At 72.2% G+C, this 19,519-nt stretch carries 23 protein-coding genes; 13 read left to right on the forward strand and 10 right to left on the reverse strand.

The features are described from left to right. Positions 1–57 precede the first annotated feature (57 nt). From ACIRD7_RS16270 to ACIRD7_RS16280, 3 genes are all read left to right on the forward strand, one after another. Positions 58–837: an alpha/beta fold hydrolase gene (locus ACIRD7_RS16270; RefSeq protein WP_403453483.1), complete on the forward strand. Its 780-nt coding sequence runs from the start codon at positions 58–60 to the stop codon at positions 835–837. An 83-nt stretch (positions 838–920) separates the two neighbouring features. Next, entirely contained in the window at positions 921–1,274 is a 354-nt protein-coding gene (locus tag ACIRD7_RS16275; RefSeq protein WP_403453484.1) for an ArsR/SmtB family transcription factor, read from the forward strand. Continuing rightward, a complete protein-coding gene (locus tag ACIRD7_RS16280) occupies positions 1,267–1,905 on the forward strand; it encodes an SRPBCC family protein (RefSeq protein WP_403453485.1) in 639 nt (212 codons plus the stop codon). Before ACIRD7_RS16275 ends, ACIRD7_RS16280 begins: the two co-directional genes overlap by 8 nt. On the opposite strand, the gene ACIRD7_RS16285 is transcribed toward ACIRD7_RS16280, so the two are convergent. Together ACIRD7_RS16285 and ACIRD7_RS16290 are read right to left on the reverse strand one after the other, a co-directional pair. Beyond that, complete coding sequence (locus ACIRD7_RS16285) at positions 1,884–2,057, reverse strand: hypothetical protein (RefSeq protein WP_403453486.1); 174 nt, start codon at positions 2,055–2,057, stop codon at positions 1,884–1,886. The genes ACIRD7_RS16280 and ACIRD7_RS16285 overlap by 22 nt on opposite strands. 67 nt (positions 2,058–2,124) lie before the next feature. Continuing rightward, positions 2,125–2,811, reverse strand: a complete 687-nt coding sequence (locus ACIRD7_RS16290) for a lipoprotein (protein WP_403453865.1) — start codon at positions 2,809–2,811, stop codon at positions 2,125–2,127. A gap of 102 nt (positions 2,812–2,913) precedes the next feature. On the opposite strand from ACIRD7_RS16290, the gene ACIRD7_RS16295 reads away from it, so the two are divergent. Then, a complete protein-coding gene (locus tag ACIRD7_RS16295; protein ID WP_403453487.1) occupies positions 2,914–3,705 on the forward strand; it encodes a maleylpyruvate isomerase family mycothiol-dependent enzyme in 792 nt (263 codons plus the stop codon). A gap of 171 nt (positions 3,706–3,876) precedes the next feature. Then, on the forward strand, positions 3,877–4,515 hold the full coding sequence (locus tag ACIRD7_RS16300) for a class I SAM-dependent methyltransferase (RefSeq protein WP_403453488.1): 639 nt from the start codon (positions 3,877–3,879) through the stop codon (positions 4,513–4,515). A 4-nt stretch (positions 4,516–4,519) separates the two neighbouring features. On the opposite strand, the gene ACIRD7_RS16305 is transcribed toward ACIRD7_RS16300, so the two are convergent. Then, a complete protein-coding gene (locus ACIRD7_RS16305; protein ID WP_403453489.1) occupies positions 4,520–5,335 on the reverse strand; it encodes a DUF2182 domain-containing protein in 816 nt (271 codons plus the stop codon). Positions 5,336–5,496: 161 nt separating this feature from the next. Between ACIRD7_RS16305 and ACIRD7_RS16310 the strand changes: the two genes are divergently transcribed. Then, positions 5,497–6,150: a DUF1326 domain-containing protein gene (locus tag ACIRD7_RS16310; protein WP_403453490.1), complete on the forward strand. Its 654-nt coding sequence runs from the start codon at positions 5,497–5,499 to the stop codon at positions 6,148–6,150. 18 nt (positions 6,151–6,168) lie between these two features. On the opposite strand, the gene ACIRD7_RS16315 is transcribed toward ACIRD7_RS16310, so the two are convergent. After that, the gene (locus ACIRD7_RS16315) at positions 6,169–6,903 is read right to left on the reverse strand and encodes a DUF899 domain-containing protein (protein ID WP_403453491.1); all 735 of its coding nucleotides are present in this window, start codon (positions 6,901–6,903) and stop codon (positions 6,169–6,171) included. A gap of 95 nt (positions 6,904–6,998) precedes the next feature. On the opposite strand from ACIRD7_RS16315, the gene ACIRD7_RS16320 reads away from it, so the two are divergent. Then, positions 6,999–7,799 carry an ArsR family transcriptional regulator gene (locus ACIRD7_RS16320; protein WP_403453492.1) on the forward strand — a complete coding sequence of 267 codons (801 nt, stop codon included), beginning with the start codon at positions 6,999–7,001 and terminating at the stop codon, positions 7,797–7,799. Then, positions 7,796–8,191, forward strand: coding sequence for a VOC family protein (locus ACIRD7_RS16325; RefSeq protein WP_403453493.1), 396 nt, complete (start codon positions 7,796–7,798; stop codon positions 8,189–8,191). Before ACIRD7_RS16320 ends, ACIRD7_RS16325 begins: the two co-directional genes overlap by 4 nt. Before the next feature lie 11 nt (positions 8,192–8,202). Here ACIRD7_RS16325 and ACIRD7_RS16330 read toward each other — a convergent pair whose 3' ends face one another. After that, the gene (locus ACIRD7_RS16330; RefSeq protein WP_403453494.1) at positions 8,203–9,807 is read right to left on the reverse strand and encodes a glycerol-3-phosphate dehydrogenase/oxidase; all 1,605 of its coding nucleotides are present in this window, start codon (positions 9,805–9,807) and stop codon (positions 8,203–8,205) included. Continuing rightward, complete coding sequence (locus ACIRD7_RS16335; protein ID WP_403453495.1) at positions 9,804–10,403, reverse strand: TetR/AcrR family transcriptional regulator; 600 nt, start codon at positions 10,401–10,403, stop codon at positions 9,804–9,806. Before ACIRD7_RS16335 ends, ACIRD7_RS16330 begins: the two co-directional genes overlap by 4 nt. A gap of 73 nt (positions 10,404–10,476) precedes the next feature. Here ACIRD7_RS16335 and ACIRD7_RS16340 point away from each other — a divergent pair, with 73 nt between their 5' ends. Then, the gene (locus ACIRD7_RS16340) at positions 10,477–12,075 is read left to right on the forward strand and encodes an FAD-binding oxidoreductase (RefSeq protein ID WP_403453868.1); all 1,599 of its coding nucleotides are present in this window, start codon (positions 10,477–10,479) and stop codon (positions 12,073–12,075) included. A 98-nt stretch (positions 12,076–12,173) separates the two neighbouring features. Continuing rightward, positions 12,174–13,055 carry a YegS/Rv2252/BmrU family lipid kinase gene (locus ACIRD7_RS16345; RefSeq protein ID WP_403453496.1) on the forward strand — a complete coding sequence of 294 codons (882 nt, stop codon included), beginning with the start codon at positions 12,174–12,176 and terminating at the stop codon, positions 13,053–13,055. A gap of 44 nt (positions 13,056–13,099) precedes the next feature. Here the strand turns inward: ACIRD7_RS16345 and ACIRD7_RS16350 are convergent, their stop codons facing one another. Then, the gene (locus ACIRD7_RS16350; RefSeq protein ID WP_403453497.1) at positions 13,100–13,465 is read right to left on the reverse strand and encodes a helix-turn-helix transcriptional regulator; all 366 of its coding nucleotides are present in this window, start codon (positions 13,463–13,465) and stop codon (positions 13,100–13,102) included. Between the two features lie 129 nt (positions 13,466–13,594). Here ACIRD7_RS16350 and ACIRD7_RS16355 point away from each other — a divergent pair, with 129 nt between their 5' ends. The 3 genes from ACIRD7_RS16355 to ACIRD7_RS16365 all read left to right on the forward strand — a co-directional run bounded on the left by ACIRD7_RS16355 (position 13,595) and on the right by ACIRD7_RS16365 (position 17,052). Beyond that, positions 13,595–14,326, forward strand: a complete 732-nt coding sequence (locus ACIRD7_RS16355) for an anti-sigma factor antagonist (RefSeq protein ID WP_403453498.1) — start codon at positions 13,595–13,597, stop codon at positions 14,324–14,326. Between the two features lie 28 nt (positions 14,327–14,354). Then, positions 14,355–14,807 (forward strand): flavodoxin family protein, encoded by a 453-nt coding sequence (locus ACIRD7_RS16360; protein ID WP_403453499.1) that lies wholly within the window; start codon positions 14,355–14,357, stop codon positions 14,805–14,807. A gap of 238 nt (positions 14,808–15,045) precedes the next feature. After that, positions 15,046–17,052: a DUF1996 domain-containing protein gene (locus ACIRD7_RS16365; protein WP_403453500.1), complete on the forward strand. Its 2,007-nt coding sequence runs from the start codon at positions 15,046–15,048 to the stop codon at positions 17,050–17,052. 115 nt (positions 17,053–17,167) lie between these two features. Here the strand turns inward: ACIRD7_RS16365 and ACIRD7_RS16370 are convergent, their stop codons facing one another. The 3 genes from ACIRD7_RS16370 to ACIRD7_RS16380 form a co-directional block, all read right to left on the reverse strand. Beyond that, the gene (locus ACIRD7_RS16370; RefSeq protein ID WP_403453501.1) at positions 17,168–17,917 is read right to left on the reverse strand and encodes an SDR family NAD(P)-dependent oxidoreductase; all 750 of its coding nucleotides are present in this window, start codon (positions 17,915–17,917) and stop codon (positions 17,168–17,170) included. A 112-nt stretch (positions 17,918–18,029) separates the two neighbouring features. Further along, on the reverse strand, positions 18,030–18,791 hold the full coding sequence (locus tag ACIRD7_RS16375) for a YqjF family protein (RefSeq protein ID WP_403453502.1): 762 nt from the start codon (positions 18,789–18,791) through the stop codon (positions 18,030–18,032). A gap of 48 nt (positions 18,792–18,839) precedes the next feature. Beyond that, positions 18,840–19,490: a TetR/AcrR family transcriptional regulator gene (locus ACIRD7_RS16380; protein WP_403453503.1), complete on the reverse strand. Its 651-nt coding sequence runs from the start codon at positions 19,488–19,490 to the stop codon at positions 18,840–18,842. Positions 19,491–19,519: the final 29 nt, after the last annotated feature.

The following is a 19,519-nucleotide window of genomic DNA, read 5'->3' on the forward strand; positions in this document are numbered from 1 at the left end:
GGGAGGGCCGGATACCGTACCGGTCAGTAACCGGTAGCGCACACCAGGAGGCCAGCCATGCCGCAGCTCGAAGTCGACGCCGCGAGACTGACGTACGACGACGAGGGCCCCCGCGACGGCGAGGCGGTGCCCCTGGTGTTCGTCCACGGCTGGACGGCGGACCGCCACCGCTGGGACCACCAGATGTCCCACTTCGCGAAGCGGCGGCGCGTCGTCCGGCTCGACCTGCGCGGACACGGCGAGAGCACCGGCTCAGGCGTGCGCACGATCGACGCCCTGGCCAAGGACGTCCTCGCCCTGCTCGATCACCTGGAGATCGAGCGCTTCGTGATCGTCGGGCACTCCATGGGCGGCATGATCGCCCAGACCATCGCGCTCTCCCACCCCGAGCGGGTCGAGCGCATGGTGCTGGTCAACACCATCGGGAAGATGGCCTACAGCCGCGGCCGCGCCCTGCTGATGGCCGCCTCGACCCTCGTGCCGTTCAAGCTGTTCATGGCCACCAACATCCAGCGCGCCTTCGCCCCCGGATACCCGCGCGAGGAGATCAGGGAGTATGTCCGCGCCTCCGCCGAGACCCCCCGGGAGGTCGTCATGACGCTCTACGGGGCCATGCGCGCCTTCGACGTCCTGGACAAGGTCGGCGAGATACGGACGCCCACCCTGATCGTGCACGGCTACCACGACATCCAGCTGCCCCTGTCCCAGATGCTGCGGATGGCCAAGGCCTACCCGGACGCGGTGGTCCGCGTCGTGGACGCCGGACACGAACTGCCGGTGGAGAAGCCCGCCGAGCTGACGACGGCACTCGACCGCTTCCTCACCGAGCGCGCGTAGGCGCGCACCCATCGGGCCCCGGCCCGACCACGGCCTATATTTAAGCCTTGCCTTATATAAGCAGCGCCTGGCATAGTGGAGCCGTGCACGCCTTCGATGTGCTGGGTGATCCGGTGCGACGCCGGATATTGGAGCTGCTCGCCTCGGGCGAGCAGGCGTCGGGCGACATCAGTGCCGTGATCCAGGACGAGTTCGGAATCTCCCAACCCGCCGTCTCGCAGCACCTGCGGGTGCTCCGCGAGAGCGGCTTCGCGTCCGTGCGGGCCGAGGGCACGCGACGGCTGTACGCCGTCGACGCCGCGCCCCTGCGTGAGGTGGACGCGTGGCTGGAGAGGTTCCGGGGTTTCTGGGAGCAGCGACTGGACGCCCTCGGGACGGAGCTCGCGCGAGGCAAGCGCGAGCGCAGGCTGAGAAGGGAAGCGAGCGAGGATGAGTGAGATCGTCGACGAGTTGAACCGCCTGCACCGGCAGGTCGGTGTACGGCAGGTCGAGTCGGGCGAGGCCCGTACGGTGCTGATGAGGCGCGCCTACGACGCCGAGATCGCCGACGTGTGGGACGCCGTGACGTCACCGGAGCGGATCGGCCGCTGGTTCCTGCCCGTCAGCGGGGAGTTTAAGGTCGGCGGGCGGTACCAGCTGGAGGGCAACGCCGGCGGGGAGATCCTTGAGTGCCGGGAGCCGGAGCGGCTGCGCGTCAGCTGGCTGTACGGGCCCGACCCGGGATTCAGCGAGGTCGAGGTGCGGCTCACGCCGGAGGGTGAGGAGCGGACGGTACTGGAGCTGGAGCATGTGGCCGTGGTGCCGCCCGAGTTCTGGGACCGGTTCGGGCCCGGAGCCGTGGGTGTCGGCTGGGACGGCGCGCTGCTCGGCCTCGCCATGCACCTCGCCGGCGGCGGGATGAGCAGGGAGGAGGCCGAGGCCTGGCAGCTCTCGGACGAGGGGAAGGCGTACGCGACCCGGTCGGGCGAGCTGTGGGGCGAGGCCTACGCCGCCTCGGGAGCCGACGAGCAGGTGGTGGCGGCCACGACCGCGGCGACGATCGCGTTCTACACCGGGGCCGAGTCATAGGCCACGGCCACGGAACAGTCGTAGAGGGGGTCGAAACTTTCGACTCCCTCAGGCGTGGCCGCCGGATCCTCCACCAGCTTCGGCTTCACGGTCAGGAAGAACGGCAGCAGCGCCGCCCCGGCTATCGGGTCCTGCGCGGCGTCCTGACCCACTCGGGGCGATCGTGTCCGGCGCGGGCGTCTGGTGAAGGACACCCGCGCCGGACGGCAACTCCGGGGTTCAGCTCGCGCGCAGGGTCTTCTTGGCGAGTTCGTACGCCGGCAGCATCGCCCGGTGCTCGTCGGTGTCCATCCCGCCGAGGTGGATGACGACCGGACCCCGCTTCGTGGCGACGGCCAGCGCGGACTCCTCCTTCGTCTCCTCCAGCAGTTCACTGGTGAAGAGGTACTTCACCTCGACACCCTTGAGGCCTCCCGCCTCGAAGGCGCTGTACTTCGCCTTGCTCGCGCCGTCCTCCGCCTTGACGAAGGCCTCCAGTACGGCCCGTGCGTCGGCGTCGGCCGGTTCGCCGGTCCAGACGCGGAGGAAGCCGATGTTCCCGGCCGGCTTGGCGTCGACCTCGCAGGCGGCCGTGACCGGACCCTGGTGCAGCAGCGCGTCGGCCACCTCCTGGGCCAACTCGCCGTCCGGCGCGGCGGAACCGTCACCACCGTCCGTCCCGGCGTCGACGGCCTCTGCCTTCCAGTCCTCGGCGATGTCGAAGGTGACGGGAAGCTCGCACGCCGAGCCGGCCGCACCCACGCTGCCCCCGCTCTTCACCGCCGGCCCGCTCCCGTCGGCGGACGCCGACGCGCTCGGCGACGGCTTGGCGTCGCCCTCCGCCGCCCCCGAACACCCCGTCAGTACCCCGGCCAGCAAAGCCGCCTGGGCCAGCCGCCGCCGTGTCTTCCCCGCCCCCACCAGCATCGTGTCTCTCCCCACCCGCTCCTGCTTCCTGATCTTGCGCAGGCGGACACAGTAGTAGAGGCCGCCGACAGGCCGATCAGGGCCCTGCGGCATGATGAGAAGGTGACCTCGCTGAGCTTCGACCGCCACTGCGACGAGATCATCTCCCAGACCGCGTGGCTCACGGCCCATGTGCGCGGCGCGGACATGACCGTCCCCGTGCACTCCTGTCCCGGCTGGAACCTCGGCCAGTTGCTGCGGCACATCGGCGGCGACCACCGCTGGGCCGAGGAGATAGTCCGCACCCGCGCCACCGGCCCGATCCCCGACGACCTGGTCAACGACCTCACGCCGTACACCCACGAGGACGCCTCCACCCTCGTCCCGTGGCTCACCGAGGGTGCGTCACGGCTCAGCGCCACCCTGCGCGCCGCAGGGCCCGACGCCCTGGCCTGGAACCCTTCCGAGGAGCGCGCGGCGCCGGTCGCCTTCTGGGCCCGGCGCATGACGTACGAGACCGTCGTGCACCGGGCCGACGCGGCCCTGGCGACCGGAGCCCGGTTCGCGCTCGACACCGACCTCGCCGCGGACGGGGTTCAGGAGTGGCTGGAATACTCCACGTTCCCCGAGGCGTTCGAGGCCCGCCCGGACCTGCCCGACCTGCTCGGCCCCGACCGCAGGCTCCACATCGACGCGACCGACGCCAGGGAGTGGGTCGTCGACCTCACCGGTGAGCGGCCCGTCTGGCGCCCCGGCAACGACGACGTGACCGCGACCGCGCGCGGCCCGGTGACCGAGCTGCTCCTGTACTTCTACAAGCGGCCCGCCCCCGCCGTCGAGGCGAAGGGCGACACGGCACTCCTGGAGCTCTGGCGCACCCGCTCCGGCTTCTGGCTGGAGGCACCGGAGGCCTGAACCAGCCTGCGGTGCGGGAGCCGACGAGCGCGTCGCGGCCAGTGCTCCCGTGCCGTCGATTTGCAGAATCGGCAAGGCTCTTTGTCGCTCCGCCCAAGGCCGCGCAGGATTCCTCGAAGGGCCGGGTTTTCCCCCGGCACCGCCATCGACCCTGCGCATCCGGGAGGCCCCGTGACCGAGACCCACCCCCTCAAGGCCGCTGAGTTCTGGGAGGCCCGCTACCGCGACGGCGGCCGGCTGTGGAGCGGCCGCCCCAACGCGCTGCTCGTCCGTGAGGCCGGCGACCTCGCGCCGGGCCGCGCGCTCGACCTCGGCTGCGGCGAGGGGGCCGACGCGGTGTGGCTCGCCTCGCGCGGCTGGCGGGCGACCGGCGCCGACATCTCGCACACGGCCCTGGAGCGGGCCGCGCTGCACGCCGCCGAGGCCGGTGTGGGCGACCGTACGGTCTGGGAGCGCCATGTGCTCGGAGAGACGTTCCCCGAGGGATCCTTCGACCTGGTGAACGCGCAGTACCTGCAATCGCCGGTCGGACTGGACCAGCGGCGGATCCTGCGGCGGGCCGCCGACGCCGTCGCGGCGAGCGGCACCCTGCTGATCGTCATGCACGCCGGCTGGCCGTCCTGGCAGACCGAGCCGCCCTTCGACGCGGAGTTCCCGACGCTGCGGGGTGTGCTCGACGAACTCGCCCTGCCCGAGGCCGACTGGACCGTGCGGACGCTGGAGACGGTGCGCAGCGCGCATGTCTCGCCGGACGGGGTGGAGGGGTTCCGGGACGACAACGTCTGGTGTTTTCGCCGGGGTGACGCCTGACGCCTCACATGTGGTCCATCGACGGATCCGACATCCGCAGACCGGGCAGCAGCCACTCGTGGAACGGGGCGAGCACGGCGAGTACGAGAAATGCGCCCCCGACCGCCCAGCTGAGCCAAGGGCCGCCACGCCACAGTTTCTCCAGGAAGATCACGGCGGCAAGCCCCGCCATCGCTGCCACGTTCATGAGACCGAGGGGGATCAGGACGATCATCAGGCCCCAGCAGCAGCCGACGCAGTAGAGCCCGTGGTGCGCGCCCACCCGCAGATCCCTCGCCCACGGCCGGAAGTGCGCGTACCGCAGCAGTTGGAACATCGGGCTGCGGCAGTGCCGCAGACAGACCCGTTTCAGCGGGCCGAACTGGTGCAGTCCCGCGAGCAGGAACGCGCCCGCCCCGATCCAGCGGCCCGCGTCCGGATCACGGTCGACGAGACGCCCGGTGGCGGCCAGCGCCCCGTACGCCAGCAGCCCGAACCCGGCCCATGCGAGCAGGTATCCGCCGATGAACTCCGCCGTGCGCAGGGTCCGGGTGCGTCCCGTGGTGCTGCGGCGGATCGCCTGTACCCAGGTGAGGGCGACGGGCGCCAGGGACGGCAGCATCATCGCCGCCATCATGACCACCCACAGGAGGAGAAAGAGCGGCAGTGCCAGGCCCATGGTGCCTGGCTCCATCTCCATGTCCCGGGACTGGGCGATCGTGAGCAGCCACGCCAGTGCGGCGATCAGCGCGAGGAGCGTCCAGCCGAGGGCCAGATCCTGCCTGGGCAGCAGCACTCCGGGCCGGGTGGTCACCGGCGGGGCGATCGGGAGATGGGGCATGGCACGCCTCCCTGGCATCTCCAGCAGAGCACGGAATCGCGGGGCCTGAAAGCGCTGGGGCGGGCGAAGCGGCTCCCGCCGGGCGGGGCTGGGGTTTCGACCTCGGCAGGCGCATGCTGGAGATGAGGCCGCTACGCCGTGGGGAGGAGGAGGTCGGTGAGATGACCGAAGCGACCACCAGCCCGGCCTGGCGCCTGGTCGGTGACTGGTTCGACGCCTGCAAGTGCGCCATCCCCTGCCCCTGCACCTTCGCGCAGCCCCCGACGGAGGGCGACTGCGACGGCGTCCTCGTCTGGCACATACGCGAGGGCCACTACGGCGATGTCCGGCTGGACGGGCTGAACTTCCTGATGCTCGGGTCCTTCGTAGGCAACATCTGGGCCGGTGCGGTCACCGACCCGTACGCCGCCTTCTTCGTCGACGAGCGCGCCGACGACCAGCAGCGCGCCGCGCTGGGCACGATCTTCAGCGGTGAGGTCGGGGGCTGGCCGAGAGAGTTCGCACAGATGGCGCCCTTCGAGGTGCGCGGGATGGAAGTCGCCCCGGTCATCGTGGAGATCGACGACGACCTGGGCTCGTGGAGCGTCGAGGTGCCGGGCAAGGTCACCGCCCGCGTCGAGGCCCTGGCCGGTCCCACCACGCCCGCCGGGGCGCGGGTGCAGGTCCACAATCCCGGTGGCGCCGAGGTCGGCCCGGGGCAGGTCGCCACGTGGGGGCGCTCCACCACCGACCAGGTCGACGCCTTCGGCTTCAGCTGGGACCGAAGCGGCAAGTCCAGCAAGCATTTCCCGTTCGACTGGAGCGGCCCGGACTGACGGAGCACCGGCCGCTGATCAGGTCTTGCCGTACTCGTCGTGGCGGCGCAGCCAGTGCCTCTCCTCACCCTCCTCGTGGCGGCCCAGCGGCGCCCGGTCGAGGAGCCCGTAGTAGGCCATGACCGGTTCGAGGCCGCGCGCGGTGGTGACGTAGGTCCGGTGGACGGTGCCGTCGGAGAGCGCGTAGGCGCTGAGCCCGGGGCCCTCGGTGACGTACCCGAGCACATCCGTGCCGGACGCCTCCGCCATCTGACGCACGGCCGCGGGAATCTCGCCTTCGAGGAACGGCCTCAGCTCGTCCTCGGTGTGCAGGAAGCCGAGGTCGCGGTGGAAGTCACCGCCCACGGTGGAGACCCAGTCGAAGCTCCAGCCCATGCGCTCCCGGTAGGCCAGGAGCTTGTCGAGCGGCGCCCGTGAGGAGCAGATCAGCGTCACGTCGCGTGCCTTCAGGTGGACCGCGCTGGGGTCGAGGGTGTCCGCGATCGAGGAGCAGACCGGGCATCCGGCCTCGTACGGCGGACCGAACATGAAGTGGTAGACGAGCAGCTGCGAGCGCCCGTCGAAGAGGTCCGCGAGTGACCTGGTCCCGGCCTCGGTCTCGAAGCCGTAGTCCTTCTCGACCGGCACCCAGGGCAGCTCGCGCCGCTTCCGCGCGAGTTCGTCGCTGCGCCGGGTGAGCTGTTTCTCCTCCGCGAGAAGCTCCTGGCGCGCCGCCTCGAACTCCTCCTGCGTGCCGACCCTGTGCTCGGGCATGGCCCTCTCCCTCCTGCGCGGGAGCCTCATCTCCACCGTAGTCCCGGCCCGGGTCGACGGTGGTGCATCAATTGGGGTTGATGTATTTTCGAGGTATGGGACCCCGACCCACGGCTGCGGCCGTAGCACCGCCGGAATTCGTCCGGCTCGCCGCGCATCCGCTGCGCTGGCGGTTGCTGACCGTGCTCGCCGAGGGCGACTACCGGGTGCGGGAACTGGTGGAACGCCTCGGTGAGCCGCAGAACCTCGTCTCGTATCACCTCCGGTTGCTGCGCGACGGCGGTCTGGTCACGGCCAGACGCAGCAGTTTCGACGGCCGCGACAGCTACCACCACCTGGACCTGGAGCACTGCGCCGGGTCTCTGGCGGCCGTCGGTGCCGCCCTGCACCCGGCGCTGCGCCAGGAACCCAAATCGGCGCCGCGCGGTCCCGGCGCCCTGTCGCCGGTCCGCCCGGTCGCGGTGCTCTTCGTGTGCACCGGCAACAGCGCCCGCTCGCCGATCGCCGAAGCCCTGCTGCGCCATCACACCGCCGACGGCGTCACCGCGGCCAGCGCCGGGACCCGTCCCAAGGCGCGGCTGCACCCGCACGCCGTCCGGGTGCTGCGGGAGTCGTACGGCATCGATGTCTCCGGCAGGCGCACCCAGCACGTGGACGACCTGGCGGGCCGCCGCTTCGACCACGTGATCACCTTGTGCGACAAGGCACGCGAGGTCTGTCCGGAGTTCGGCCCCCGCCGGGTCCACTGGAGCATGGCCGACCCGGGCGCGGCGGACGGCACCGGCCGGGCCGGCTACGCGGCCTTTCAGCGCACGGCAGCAGACATGGACACCCGCATCAGGCATCTGATGCCGCTCCTGAACCTCCCCGAGACCGTTGCGAGGTCCGAGTCATGACCCCTCACGAGGAATACGTCAGCGTCCGCTACCTCGTCGACGACGTGCAGGCCGCCGTCGACTTCTACACCACCCACCTCGGGTTCGTGCTGCACTCCAGCGCCGCCCCGGCCTTCGCCGACGTGCTCCGCGGCCGGCTGCGGCTGCTGCTGTCGGGTCCGCCGAGTTCGGGCGCCCGGGCCACCCCGAAGGAGGCGGCCGGCTCGGGCGGCAACCGCATCCACCTCACCTTCGACGACCTCGATGCCGAGATCGCCCGGCTGCGCGGCGCCGGTGTCTCCTTCAGCAGCGAGGTCGTCTCCGGCCCGGGCGGACGCCAGATCCTGCTGGCCGACCCGTCGGGCAACCTCGTCGAACTGTTCCAGCCGGCCCACGACACAGGCCGGCCCTGACAGGGCGGGTCTCAGAGGTGGTTCGGCTCGGGAAGGTGCAGGTCGGACGCGTGCGTCAGGCATACCTCGCGTACGGCGTCCAGCGCGGCCGCCCGGTCGGCCGGGACCAGCCCGATGCGGGTGCGCCGGTCAAGCAGGTCGGACTCGTCGAGGGCGCCTTCGTGGCGTACGGCCCACAGGAGTTCGGCGCCGGTGACGGGGTGGCCCGGCACCACGGGTTCGCCCAGCCGGGGGTCGTGCGCGCCGAGCGCGTGAACGGCCGGGGCCTCGGTGCCGTAGCGCTGGACCAGGCGGCGGGGTGCCCGGACGGCGCCCAGGGCCTCGGGTGACGCGGCGCCGACAAGGGGGAGCGAGGCGGTCGGCGAGGGGCCGGCGGTGAGGCGGTGGGTGGCGACGGCGCTGTCCACCGCGTCCTGCGCCATCCGGCGATAGGTCGTCAGTTTGCCGCCCACCACCGTGATCACCCCCTCGGACGAGGTGAGGACCGCGTGCCGGCGTGAGATGTCGGCGGTGCGCGGGGCGCCGCCGGAGCGCTCCGCCGGCGCGGTGTCGAGCAGGGGCCGCAGGCCCGCGAAAGCGCCCACCACGTCCTCGCGTCGGACGGGAACGTCCAGCACGGAGCCGAGGACGTCGAGCAGGAAACCGATGTCGGTCTCCGGCACCTTGGGCACGTCGGGGACGTCGCCCTCGACGGGCTCGTCGGTCAGACCGACGTAGACCCGGCCGTCGCCCTGGGGCAGGACGAGCACGAAGCGGTTGGTCTCGCCGGGGACCGGGACGTGCAGCCCCGCGGGCAGGGGGCCCAGATGATCGGAGCGCAGGACGAGATGGGTGCCCCGCGAGGGGCGGATCCGGATGCCGTCCACCAGGCCGTCCGCCCAGACGCCGGAGGCGTTGATGACGGCGCGGGCCCTGATCTCGCCCTCCTCGCCGGTGAGTTCGTCGCGTATCCGGGCGCCGGAGGAGGTGAGTTCCAGCGCCCTGACGCGGGTCAGGATCCGTGCGCCGCGCGCGGCGGCGGTGCGGGCGATCGCCGTCACCAGACGGGCGTCGTCGGTGAGCCGGCCGTCCCAGGACAGCAGGCCGCCGCGCAGGCCCGGGGTGCGCAGGGCCGGGGCGAGATGCCGGGTCTCCACCGTGGAGAGGCGGCGCGGTGCGGGCAGGGTGGCGCGGGCCGTGCGGGCCGCCAGGCGCAGCGCGTCGCCGGCCCGGAATCCCGCCCAGGCGAGGGTGGACTGGGCGCGCGAGACCAGCGGTGTCAGGGGCAGCACGAACGGCTGGGCACGCACCAGATGCGGTGCCGTGCGCTCCATCAGCACCCCGCGCTCGACGGCGCTCTCGTGCGCCACGTCCAGCTGCGCGGAGGCGAGATAGCGCAGCCCGCCGTGGATGAGCTTGCTGCTGAAGCGCGAGGTGCCGAACGCCAGGTCGTGGGCGTCGACGGCGGCCACGGACAAGCCGCGGGCGGCGGCGTCCAGGGCGGCTCCGGCGCCCGTCGCGCCCAGCCCGACGACCAGGACGTCCACGGCCGGACCGCCGACGGTCTCGGCCAGTTCGCGGGAGCGCCGGGCCGCCGACAGCGACGAGCGGGGGACCGGGGGAGTGGCAGGGGTCATGGCGTGAGGGTCCTCTCCAGGATGCCGCGCAGTTCCGCCTGGAAGGCCGCACTGCTCAGGTCGGCGTCGTCCTCGTCGGTCATGGTCCGCAGGGACAGGGTGAAGGACTGCACGATCAGCAGCAGGGCCCGCGCCTGCCGTTCGACATGGCCCTGACGTACGGATCCGTCGGCGTGCCCCTCCCGCAGCGCGTCGGCGAGCAGGGCGAGGAGCGCCTGCTGGCTGGCGCCCCGGCGGTCCAGGACGTACGGCAGAAGCAGTTCCGGGTCGACGTCGACGATCTTCAGGAAGAGCGGGTGCGCGCGGAAGGCGGCCACTCCGGCCACGAGTCCGTCGACGATCAGGCCGCGGGTGGCCGTCCCGGGCCGCCGTTCGGGCATCGCCCCGGTGGCGACCGCGACCCACTCGCGGGTCATCAAGTCCCCCACCAGGGAGCGCACATCGGGCCACCGCCGGTACAGCGTCATCCGGGAGACGCCCGCGCGGCGGGCCACGTCGGTCAGCGTCGTACGGCGGACACCGACGGCCAGGACACAGTCGCGCACCGCGTCGAGCACCGCGTCGCCGTCCGAGTGGTTGTGACGAATAGGCGTCATGTGTAACAGTGTAACGCCTGCGGAGCCGCGGAGAACACGGCATCGCTCGAATCGACCGGTGAGGACGACAGCCATGGACATGCTGTGGAGCGGCTGGGGCGACCCGGCCAAGGCGGCGCCGCTGCCCGAGACCGTGACCGGGCTGCTGCGCGACTGGCTCGGCGTCAAGCCGCGCACCGCCGAGCCGGTCGCCCTCGAGGGCATCGCCGTACCCGAGCCGGCCCTCGAACCCGCCGCGCTGCAGGCCCTCGCCGCGGCGGTCGGCGGCGAGGAGCACGTCCGCACCGACGCGGAGAGCCGCGTCCGGCACACCCGCGGCAAGTCCACCCCCGACCTGCTGCGGATCCGCGAGGGCGAGGTCGACGACATCCCGGCGGCCGTCGTACTCCCCGCCGACCACGACGAGGTCCTCGCCGCGCTGCGCGCCTGCGCCGAACACGGCCTTACGGTGGTCCCGTTCGGAGGCGGCACGTCCGTCGTCGGCGGCCTCGCGCCCGCCCGGCGCGGCCCGTTCGTCGCACTCGACCTGCGCCGCATGGACCAACTGCTCGCCCTCGACCCGGTGTCGCGCACCGCCACCCTGCAGCCCGGTCTGCGCGCGCCCCACGCCGAGGCGCTGCTCGCCGAACACGGCTTCACGCTCGGGCACTTCCCCCAGTCCTACGAGTGGGCCACCATCGGCGGGTTCGCCGCCGCCCGCTCCAGCGGGCAGGCGTCCGTCGGCTACGGCCGCTTCGACGAGATGGTGCTCGGCCTGACCGTCGCCACCCCCGAGGGCACCCTCGACACGGGCCGCGCACCGCGCTCGGCGGCCGGCCCCGATCTGCGTCAGCTCATGCTCGGCTCCGAGGGCGCCTTCGGCGTCATCACCTCCGTCACCGTGCGGATCCGGCCCGTCCCCGCGACCTGTGTGTACGAGGGCTGGCGCTTCGACTCCTTCGAGGCGGGCGCCGCCGCACTGCGCCGCCTCGCCCAGGACGGCCCGCGGCCGACGGTGCTGCGCCTGTCCGACGAGACCGAGACACTGATCGGCCTCGCCCAGCCCGACGCCATCGGCGCCTCGATCGACGGGCAGGGGTCCGCGGGGTGCACGGCGATCGCCGGCTACGAGGGGACGGACGAGGACACCTCGTACCGCAGGGAGCGTGCCGCCGCCGTCCTGCGGGACTGCGGGGGGACGCCGCTGGGCGAGGAACCCGGCCGGCGGTGGGCGCACGGCCGCTACTCGGCGCCGTATCTGCGGGACTCCCTGCTGGACGCCGGGGCCTTCGTCGAGACGCTGGAGACGGCGACCTTCTGGTCACGGGTGCCCGAGCTGTACGCGGGCGTCCGCGACGCCCTCACCGGCACGCTCACCGAGGCCGGCACGCCGCCCCTGGTCATGTGCCACATCTCCCACGTCTACGAGAACGGCGCCTCGCTGTACTTCACCGTCGTCTCCGCGCAGGGCGAGGACCCCGTCCCGCACTGGGAGAAGGCCAAGCACGCCGCCAACGAGGCGATCCTCGCGGCCGGCGGCACGATCAGCCACCACCACGGCGTGGGCACCGACCACCGGGACTGGTACGTCCGCGAGGCCGGCCCCCTCGGCATCGAGGCGCTGCGCGCCGTCAAGAGCCGCCTGGACCCGGCAGGCCTGCTCAACCCGGGTGTCCTCCTGCCGCTCGACTGACCCGGCCCACGCCCCGCCTCTCCCGCTCCGCACCCTTCCCGCTCGTCCCCCTCCCGCCCGCCTCCGGCAGCGCCCCCGTCGGCCCGAAAGGCACACCGATGCGACAGTTCACCGCCATCGTCAACCCCACGGCGGGCGGATCCGCCTCCGCGGCCGCGCTGCTTGAGGTCGCCCGGCCGCTGCGGGAGGCCGGGGCCGATCTGGAGACCCAGTACAGCCGCAGCCTCGCCCACGCCCAGGAACTGGCGCGGGACGCCGGGGAGCGGGGCCGGGTGGTGCTCGCCGTCGGCGGTGACGGCATGGCCGGCGGCATCGGCGGCGCCCTCAGCGGCACCGACGTCGTGCTCGGCCTCGTCCCCGCCGGCCGCGGGAACGACTTCGCCCGTGCGCTGGACCTGCCCACCGACCCGGCGGCCCTCGCCGAGGTACTGCTCCACCACGAGCCCCGCGCCGTCGACACCATCGAGGTCGAATCCGCCGTCCACCACCGCACCGTGGTCCTCGGCAGCGTGTACGCCGGCGTCGACGCGCTGGCCAACCGCCACGCCAACAACGCCACCCTGCTGCGCGGCGCCGCCTCCTACTACGCGGGCGGGCTGCGGGCCGTCGCCACCTGGCGTGCCGCGCGCTACCGGGTCACGGTCGACGGCCAGGAGCACCCGCACACCGGCTACACGGTGGTGGCCGCCAACTCCGGCTACTACGGCTCGGGTCGGCTCATCGCCCCGGACGCCCGCGTGGACGACGGGGTGCTGGACGTCGTGATGATCCGCGAGGCGCCGCGCCGGCTCTTCTTCACCCTGATGAACGAGCTCAAGACCGGAGTCCACGTCCGCCGCCCCCAGGTGGAGATCCTGCGGGGCAAGGAGATCCGTATCGCCGCCGACCGCGAGGTGCCCTACGGCGCCGACGGCGAAGTGGAGGCGACCCTCCCGGTCACGCTCAGAGTCCTGCCCGGAGCCCTGCGCGTGCTCCGCTGAGCGCCTCGGGTGTCGCCGGGACGCCGGTGCGCTCCGGCGACCGCTCAACCGCCCTCGACCGGGATCCGCTGGCGCTTCGCGCTCAACTGGTCGGTGGCCGTGCTGCGATCGACCTCGTCCTGGAGGAGCAGCGAGAGCAGCGCGGCCACCGGCAGCCCCGCCTCGGCCGGATGACGCAGCACCATGCCTGGCTCGATCTGGTAGGTGTTGGTGCGTCCCTCGCGGACATGCGACAGATAGCCGTCCCGCTCCAGATCGGAAATGATCTTCTGGACAGCGCGTTCCGTCAGACGGCAGTGGGCCGCGATGTGCCGGATGCGGACGTTCGGATTGTCGGCGATCGCCGCCAGTACGCGGGCGTGGTTGGTCAGGAATGTCCACCCGGTGTGCGGCTCAGGGGCTGCGTCCATAACCCAAGACTAGGACGTGAAGTTCACGTATACAAAAACACGTACTGGATTTCACGTATCGGTTGACGTGTTCGCCAGTTCGGGTCACTCTTGGACGGAGACGAGGAGCACTCTGGGAGAGAGGCGGTCATGCCCGAGCTCACGTCCTTCACGCAGCCTCGCGCCGGGGGCGACGACGGGACCGCGCACACCTCGGGTGGGCCGAAGGCGAGGTCGGAGCGCGCCCTGACCACGGCACTGCGCCCGGACGGCGACCGAGTCTGCGTGAAGGTGTGCGGGGAAATCGACCTCGACTCCAGCGAGGTGTTCCGCAGCGCTGTGCGCGAAGGCCTCGGCCGCTCGGTCCGGGGCGTCGATCTCGATCTGGAGGGTGTCTCCTTCTGCGACTGCGCCGCCCTCAACATCCTGCTCGGTCTGCGCCAACGAGCGCTGCGGCAGGACAAGACGGTGGCCATCCGCACCAGCAGTGCCGCTGTCGACCGCCTGCTCGCCCTGACCGGCACCCAGGCGCTGTTCGCCGGCCCGGCGGCACAGGCTGCGGCAGCCGAGGACGCCGAGGAGTCCGAGGACTTCGACCAGGACCTGCGGATCGAGGTCGCGCAGCTGCGCCGGGCCATGCAGACCCGGCCGACCATCGACCTGGCCCGCGGCATCCTGATGGCCTCCTTCGGCCTGACCTCCGAGGACGCCTGGACGGTGCTCGTCGCTGCCTCCCAGAACACCAACACCAAGCTGCACACCCTCGCCGGCGACCTGGTCGCCGCCGTGAAGGGCGAGGCGCTGCCGGAAGGGGTGCGAGACCAGCTGTCGTCCGCGGTCGCCAAGGTCAACTCACTGGCCGGAGAGTCGCGGTTGCGCTGATCGGCGGCGCGACGGCAGGGTTCGGGATGTGCCTACCTTGCTGATCGTCCATCACACCCCCTCGCCCAACTGCCAGGCCCTGCTCGAAGCCGTCGTCTCCGGTGCCACCGCCCCGGAGATCGAGAACGTCGACGTCGTGCGGCGGCCGGCCCTGTCGGCCACGGCCTCCGACGTGCTGGACGCGGACGCCTGCCTGCTGGGCACCCCGGCGAACCTCGGCTACATCTCGGGAGCCCTCAAGCACTTCTTCGACCAGATCTACTACCCGTGCCTGGACGCCACCCGAGGCCGCCCGTTCGGCTACTACGTGCACGGCGGCAGCGATGTGACGGGCGCCGTGCGGGCGATCGACTCGATCACGACCGGCCTCGACTGGCGCCGCACCGCACAGCCCGTGAAAGTGACCGGTGAGCCCGCCAAGGCGGACATCGAGGCGTGCTGGGAACTGGGGGCGACGCTCGCCGCCGGCCTGATGGAGTGAGGGCCGGCCGCGGTGGCGGGAGCGGCCGAACCTCGTGGCTCAGACGAGGTTTACGAGGCTCATAAGAGATTTCTGAGAATTTCTGAGGCAGTTGAACACCACGCGGTCGGCCTCCGTATAGGAGCGGGGGATTTTCATGCCCTGACCGACCACGAGGCGTAGGAGTACTTCCTTGGGACGCAGCACGCGAAGACGCCCAACGGGCGCACGGCGCGCGACTTTTGCAGCGGTCGCGCTGATGTTGGGCGGCGGCGGCCTGGTGGGGGCCAACGTCTACGCCTCGGCGACAGAAGACGGTGGAACGGACGCCGCTCAGACGTTGTCCTCCCCGGCCGGCACCATCGACTGCCCCGACGTCGGCGACAAGCTGACGAACGTGCCGGACGACGCCAAGGAGGACGTGGCCAAGGAACTCGCCCTCCTGGACCAGCAGATCGCCGACGCCTACCAGCGGCTGACGGAGGCGGCACAGGCGATCCAGCAGGACCCCGCCTTCGCCGACAACGCGATCATGAAGCCGCTGAAGGAGAAGCGCGGCGCCACGATCGAACGGATCGCCATCGCCGTGGACCGCACCGGCGACCGTCCCGAGGGCCTGGACGGCCTCGCCGACTGCACCCTGCGCGCCCCCGAGCCCGACAGCGGGGACCAGGCGAACGGCGCCGACGGCGGAGACGCAGCCCAGGACAACGGCGGCGACGACCAGAACGGCGCCGGCCAGGACGGCGAACAGCAGGGCGACGGCGGCCAGAACGCCGGCAACGGCGGACAGGCCGGCAACGGCCCCAACGCGGCGGACTACCAGGACATCAAGTCCGTCCAGCCGAACGTCCAGAACCCGGCCCTGACGTCCGACGCCTCCCGCGGCAGCTTCGCCACCAGCTGCGGCGTCAACGAGAACGGCCTGTTCAACTCGGACAACGTGATCGTGGCCCCCGGCGTCTCCAACGGCGCCCACCATTTCCACGACTACATCGGCAACCAGTCCAACGACGCCTTCGCGAGCGACGAGGACCTGGCGAACGCCGAGACGAGCTGTGTGAACCAGGGTGACAAGTCCACGTACTACTGGCCCGTGATCCGCCTGCAGAACGGCAAGCAGGAGCAGGACGCCAACTCGCCCGGCGGCGGCATCGAGGGCAACGCCGGTGAGATCGTCACCCCCAAGGAGGTGACGCTGAACTTCGTGGGCAACCCGCGCAGCAAGGTCACCGAGATGCCGCGCCTGCTGCGCATCATCACCGGTGACGCCAAGGCGTTCATCAACGGCACCGCCAACGCCAACGCCTCCTGGAGCTGCACCGGCTTCGAGGACCGGCAGCTGAAGGACAAGTACCCGCTGTGCCCGCAGGGCAGCGACGTGGTGCGCACCTTCAAGTTCCAGAGCTGCTGGGACGGGACGAACATCGACAGCGCCAACCACCGCACCCACGTGGCGTTCGCCGCGGCGGACGGCAGCTGCGCGAACGGCTTCAAGGCCATTCCGCAGCTGGTGCAGCGGATCGTGTACGACGTCGACGCGCCGAGCCTCCAGGACGGCGGCAAGACGGTCCCGCTGTTCGCGGTGGACTCCTTCCCGGAGCAGCTGCACAAGGCGGTCACCGACCACGGCGACTTCATCAACGTCTTCGACGAGAAGCTGATGGGCGAGATGGTCGACTGCATCAACGACGGCCGAAAGTGCGGCGTCGGAGCCGGCGAGGGCGGCGACCCGGGCCAGGAGGAGCCCACCGAGGAGCCGACCGAGGCACCCACCACGCCGCCGGCCGACGACGAGCCGGAGCCGGGCAACGGCGGGGGCGAGCAGACGGACCCGCCGGCGAACGACGACCCGGCGACCGAGGCCCCCGAGACCGAGGCCCCCGCGACCGAGGAGCCGGCCACCGAGGCTCCCGCGACCGACGAGCCCGGTGACGAGGCACCCGCCACCGACCCGGCCGACGACGACGAGCCCACCGTGTCCAGCACGGTGGCGCCCAAGGCGTACGGAACCCCGTCGACCGGCGCGGGCAACGGCCAGGAACAGGGCGGCTCCGGCGACGACGAGAACGCGGCGGGCGCCGCGGAGCAGACCCAGCCCGCGGGCGTCGGCGACGACACCGAGGACAGCCTCGGGACGAAGCCGCAGGCTGTCGGCGGCAACCTCGCCGAGACGGGCACCACGCTGTGGCCGGCCGCGGCCGGCGCCGTCCTCCTCATGGGCGGCCTCCTGGTGCTGGTCCGCGCCAGGCGCAGTGCCCGATAGGGGCGCAGGCGCGACGGAACGGCGTGTGACGCGCTGATCTCCCGCAGGGCCCGGACCGGTCTTACCGGTCCGGGCCCCTCGCGTTCTCGGCACCCTCCGGCGATGCTCACCGCGGCTAGTCCACGATCGCGCCGCAGGAGATGTTCACATCCGTCGCGGTGAGCGTCCGGGCCCGGTCGGAGGCGACGAAGGCGGCCACGTCGCCGACGTCCGCGAGGGTCGCGCCCCGGCCGAGCTGGGTGGCCCCGACCAGGCTGTCGACGATCGCTTCCCTGCAGGGGAACCCCTCGGGCAGGGCCTCCGGGACGCCGCCCGACTTCAGCGTCACCACCCGGATACCGTGCGGGCCCAGCTCGACGGCCCACTGACGGCGCAGCCCCTCCAGCGCGTCCAGCGCGATCTTGAAACCGCCGAGCCCGGGCAGCGTCTGCGGTCCGCCGCCGCCGAAGGCGAGGATCACCCCCGACCCGCGCCTGATCATGTGCCGGGCCGCCGCCCGGGTGGTCAGGAACTGCGAGCGCATCGCCGTCACGACGGGCTGCAGGAAGTCCGCCTCCGAGATCTCCATCAGCGGTTTCTGGACGTCTCCGTACCCGATGGCGTTGAACGAGACGTCGATCCGCCCTGCCCGCGCCACGACGCCGTCGACGAAGGAGTCCACGGCCGCTTCCTCCCGGGCGTCGACCACCGACGTCTCCGCCGTCCCGCCCGAGCGCCGGATCTCCCCGGCCGCGCGCTCCAGCGGCGCCGCGTCGCGGCCGGTGAGGAAGACCCGCGCCCCCTCGCGCGCGAAGGCACGCGCCGCAGCTCCGCCGATGGGCCCGCTCGCCCCGTACACCACCGCGACCTTGTCCTTCAGCAACATGACCTCGATCTCCGTTCCGATCGGGCTGCCGACCACCGGGCCGCCCGGCGCGGCCCCAGCCCTCACCCGATACGTCGTCGCCGGCACCCGGAATTCGACGGAGCCGCGCGGATCAGGGCGTGGGAATGCCCGCCGGCCGCGCCGGACGGCCCAGGCTGACCGGTACGCCGGGGGAGTACAGGACGCTGACGGGGGCGGCGCTCGGGGCGGGCAGCCCGGCCGCCGTGATCAGGTCCTCCTCGCAGGTCAGCAGCTCGGCGCGGTACAGCGGCCACCGAGGGTGGTGGTTGGGCAGGTAGGCCAGCGGGTCGGGCTCGCCGAAGAACGCGTTGTGCATGCCCCAGCGGGCGGTGAGGAAGTGCTCCAGCTCGGTGGGCTCCTCGATGGGTTCGCCGGTGCGTACGGTGATGCGGCTGGCGGCGCCGCGCGGGCCCGGCCAGCGACGGGAACTGGTGTAGGCCACGGTGTCGCCGTCGGTGCGGACGCTCATCCGGGACCACAGATACGGCAGCCGGAAGCCGAGACGCCCCATCACGACCGGGATCAGCCGTGCCGCGTCCATCGACCGGAACACCACGCCGCGCCGCCCGTGCTCGTCCACCGAGTACAGACGCACGTTGGTCTCGGGAAAGGTCCCGAGATACGGCACCCCGGGCAGCCGCAGCCAGCCGACCCGATGCATCCGGAACGCGACCAGGCCGACGTACGTGACACCCTCGTGCGTGTCCGGGACCGTGCCCCTGGGCAGCAGCCCGGCCACGACGTCCGGCTCGACGGCCCAGTGGATGAAGGCCAGGTCGAGCCACTCCTGGGTGAGGAGCGGGAGGCGTATCCGGCTCGGTGCGTCCGGGGTGACCGGGGTGGGTTCCAGCACGACCACAGGATGACAGAGCCTGGATCCGTGCCGGTCGTGGCCCCGAGGTCAGCGAGGGCGGGCGGTGACGGCGTCGAGGTACCCGCGCAGCATGAGCTTGGCCTCGTCGAGCAGCCCGGGATCCCCTTCGGGGTCGCGGCGGAACGCCTCCTGGGCGAGCGCGTCGGCGGCGAGGACGGCGGCGTGGCAGGCGCGGGCGAGCGCCTCGTCGTCGCGGGCGAGACCCAGCGCGAGCACCACCCGCCGGGTGCCGTCCGCCATCCGGCGTTTGTGCTCGCGGTCGGCGGCGCGGGTCTGCTCGGTGAGGGTGCTGCCGAACCACAGGGCGCGGAAGCCGTGCTCCGTGCGGTAGATCGCGGCGAAGGCGTCGATGAGCACGCCCACGGGGTCGTCCAACCGCTCGGCCGTCGCGGCCCGGACCAGGTCGTCCATCGCCGCCTCCAGCCGGGCGAAGTACCCGGCGGCGAGGGCGTCGATGATCGCGTCCCGGTCGGGCAGGTACTGGTACAGCGAGCCGACCGAGACCTTGGCCTCCGCCGCGATCCGGGTGGTCGTCAGCGCCTGCGCGCCCTCGCTGATCAGCACGCGCTCCGCGGCCTGAAGGACCCGGGCGAGGCGCGCCCTGCTGCGCGCCTGCTGCGGGGTGCGGCGCAGGGGGACCTGCCAGGTGCCGTCGGGCTCCGGGGCGGGATCGCCCATGTGCGGCCTCCGAAAGTGAACGTGACTTT

This window comes from Streptomyces sp. NPDC093568 (assembly GCF_044764945.1).
In the GTDB taxonomy this organism is placed as follows: Bacteria; Actinomycetota; Actinomycetes; order Streptomycetales; family Streptomycetaceae; genus Streptomyces.

What these genes read in the sequence shown, in the direction of transcription:
- ACIRD7_RS16365 (WP_403453500.1), top strand. Translation starts at nt 15,046, where the DNA reads ATGTTGGGCGGCGGCGGCCTGGTGGGGGCCAACGTCTACGCCTCGGCG.
- ACIRD7_RS16380 (WP_403453503.1), bottom strand. Translation starts at nt 19,490, where the DNA reads ATGGGCGATCCCGCCCCGGAGCCCGACGGCACCTGGCAGGTCCCCCTG.
- ACIRD7_RS16340 (WP_403453868.1), top strand. Translation starts at nt 10,477, where the DNA reads ATGGACATGCTGTGGAGCGGCTGGGGCGACCCGGCCAAGGCGGCGCCG.
- ACIRD7_RS16305 (WP_403453489.1), bottom strand. Translation starts at nt 5,335, where the DNA reads ATGCCCCATCTCCCGATCGCCCCGCCGGTGACCACCCGGCCCGGAGTG.
- ACIRD7_RS16350 (WP_403453497.1), bottom strand. Translation starts at nt 13,465, where the DNA reads ATGGACGCAGCCCCTGAGCCGCACACCGGGTGGACATTCCTGACCAAC.
- ACIRD7_RS16315 (WP_403453491.1), bottom strand. Translation starts at nt 6,903, where the DNA reads ATGCCCGAGCACAGGGTCGGCACGCAGGAGGAGTTCGAGGCGGCGCGC.
- ACIRD7_RS16270 (WP_403453483.1), top strand. Translation starts at nt 58, where the DNA reads ATGCCGCAGCTCGAAGTCGACGCCGCGAGACTGACGTACGACGACGAG.
- ACIRD7_RS16345 (WP_403453496.1), top strand. Translation starts at nt 12,174, where the DNA reads ATGCGACAGTTCACCGCCATCGTCAACCCCACGGCGGGCGGATCCGCC.
- ACIRD7_RS16325 (WP_403453493.1), top strand. Translation starts at nt 7,796, where the DNA reads ATGACCCCTCACGAGGAATACGTCAGCGTCCGCTACCTCGTCGACGAC.
- ACIRD7_RS16330 (WP_403453494.1), bottom strand. Translation starts at nt 9,807, where the DNA reads ATGACCCCTGCCACTCCCCCGGTCCCCCGCTCGTCGCTGTCGGCGGCC.
- ACIRD7_RS16310 (WP_403453490.1), top strand. Translation starts at nt 5,497, where the DNA reads ATGACCGAAGCGACCACCAGCCCGGCCTGGCGCCTGGTCGGTGACTGG.
- ACIRD7_RS16290 (WP_403453865.1), bottom strand. Translation starts at nt 2,811, where the DNA reads ATGCTGGTGGGGGCGGGGAAGACACGGCGGCGGCTGGCCCAGGCGGCT.
- ACIRD7_RS16320 (WP_403453492.1), top strand. Translation starts at nt 6,999, where the DNA reads ATGGGACCCCGACCCACGGCTGCGGCCGTAGCACCGCCGGAATTCGTC.
- ACIRD7_RS16370 (WP_403453501.1), bottom strand. Translation starts at nt 17,917, where the DNA reads ATGTTGCTGAAGGACAAGGTCGCGGTGGTGTACGGGGCGAGCGGGCCC.
- ACIRD7_RS16335 (WP_403453495.1), bottom strand. Translation starts at nt 10,403, where the DNA reads ATGACGCCTATTCGTCACAACCACTCGGACGGCGACGCGGTGCTCGAC.
- ACIRD7_RS16280 (WP_403453485.1), top strand. Translation starts at nt 1,267, where the DNA reads ATGAGTGAGATCGTCGACGAGTTGAACCGCCTGCACCGGCAGGTCGGT.
- ACIRD7_RS16355 (WP_403453498.1), top strand. Translation starts at nt 13,595, where the DNA reads ATGCCCGAGCTCACGTCCTTCACGCAGCCTCGCGCCGGGGGCGACGAC.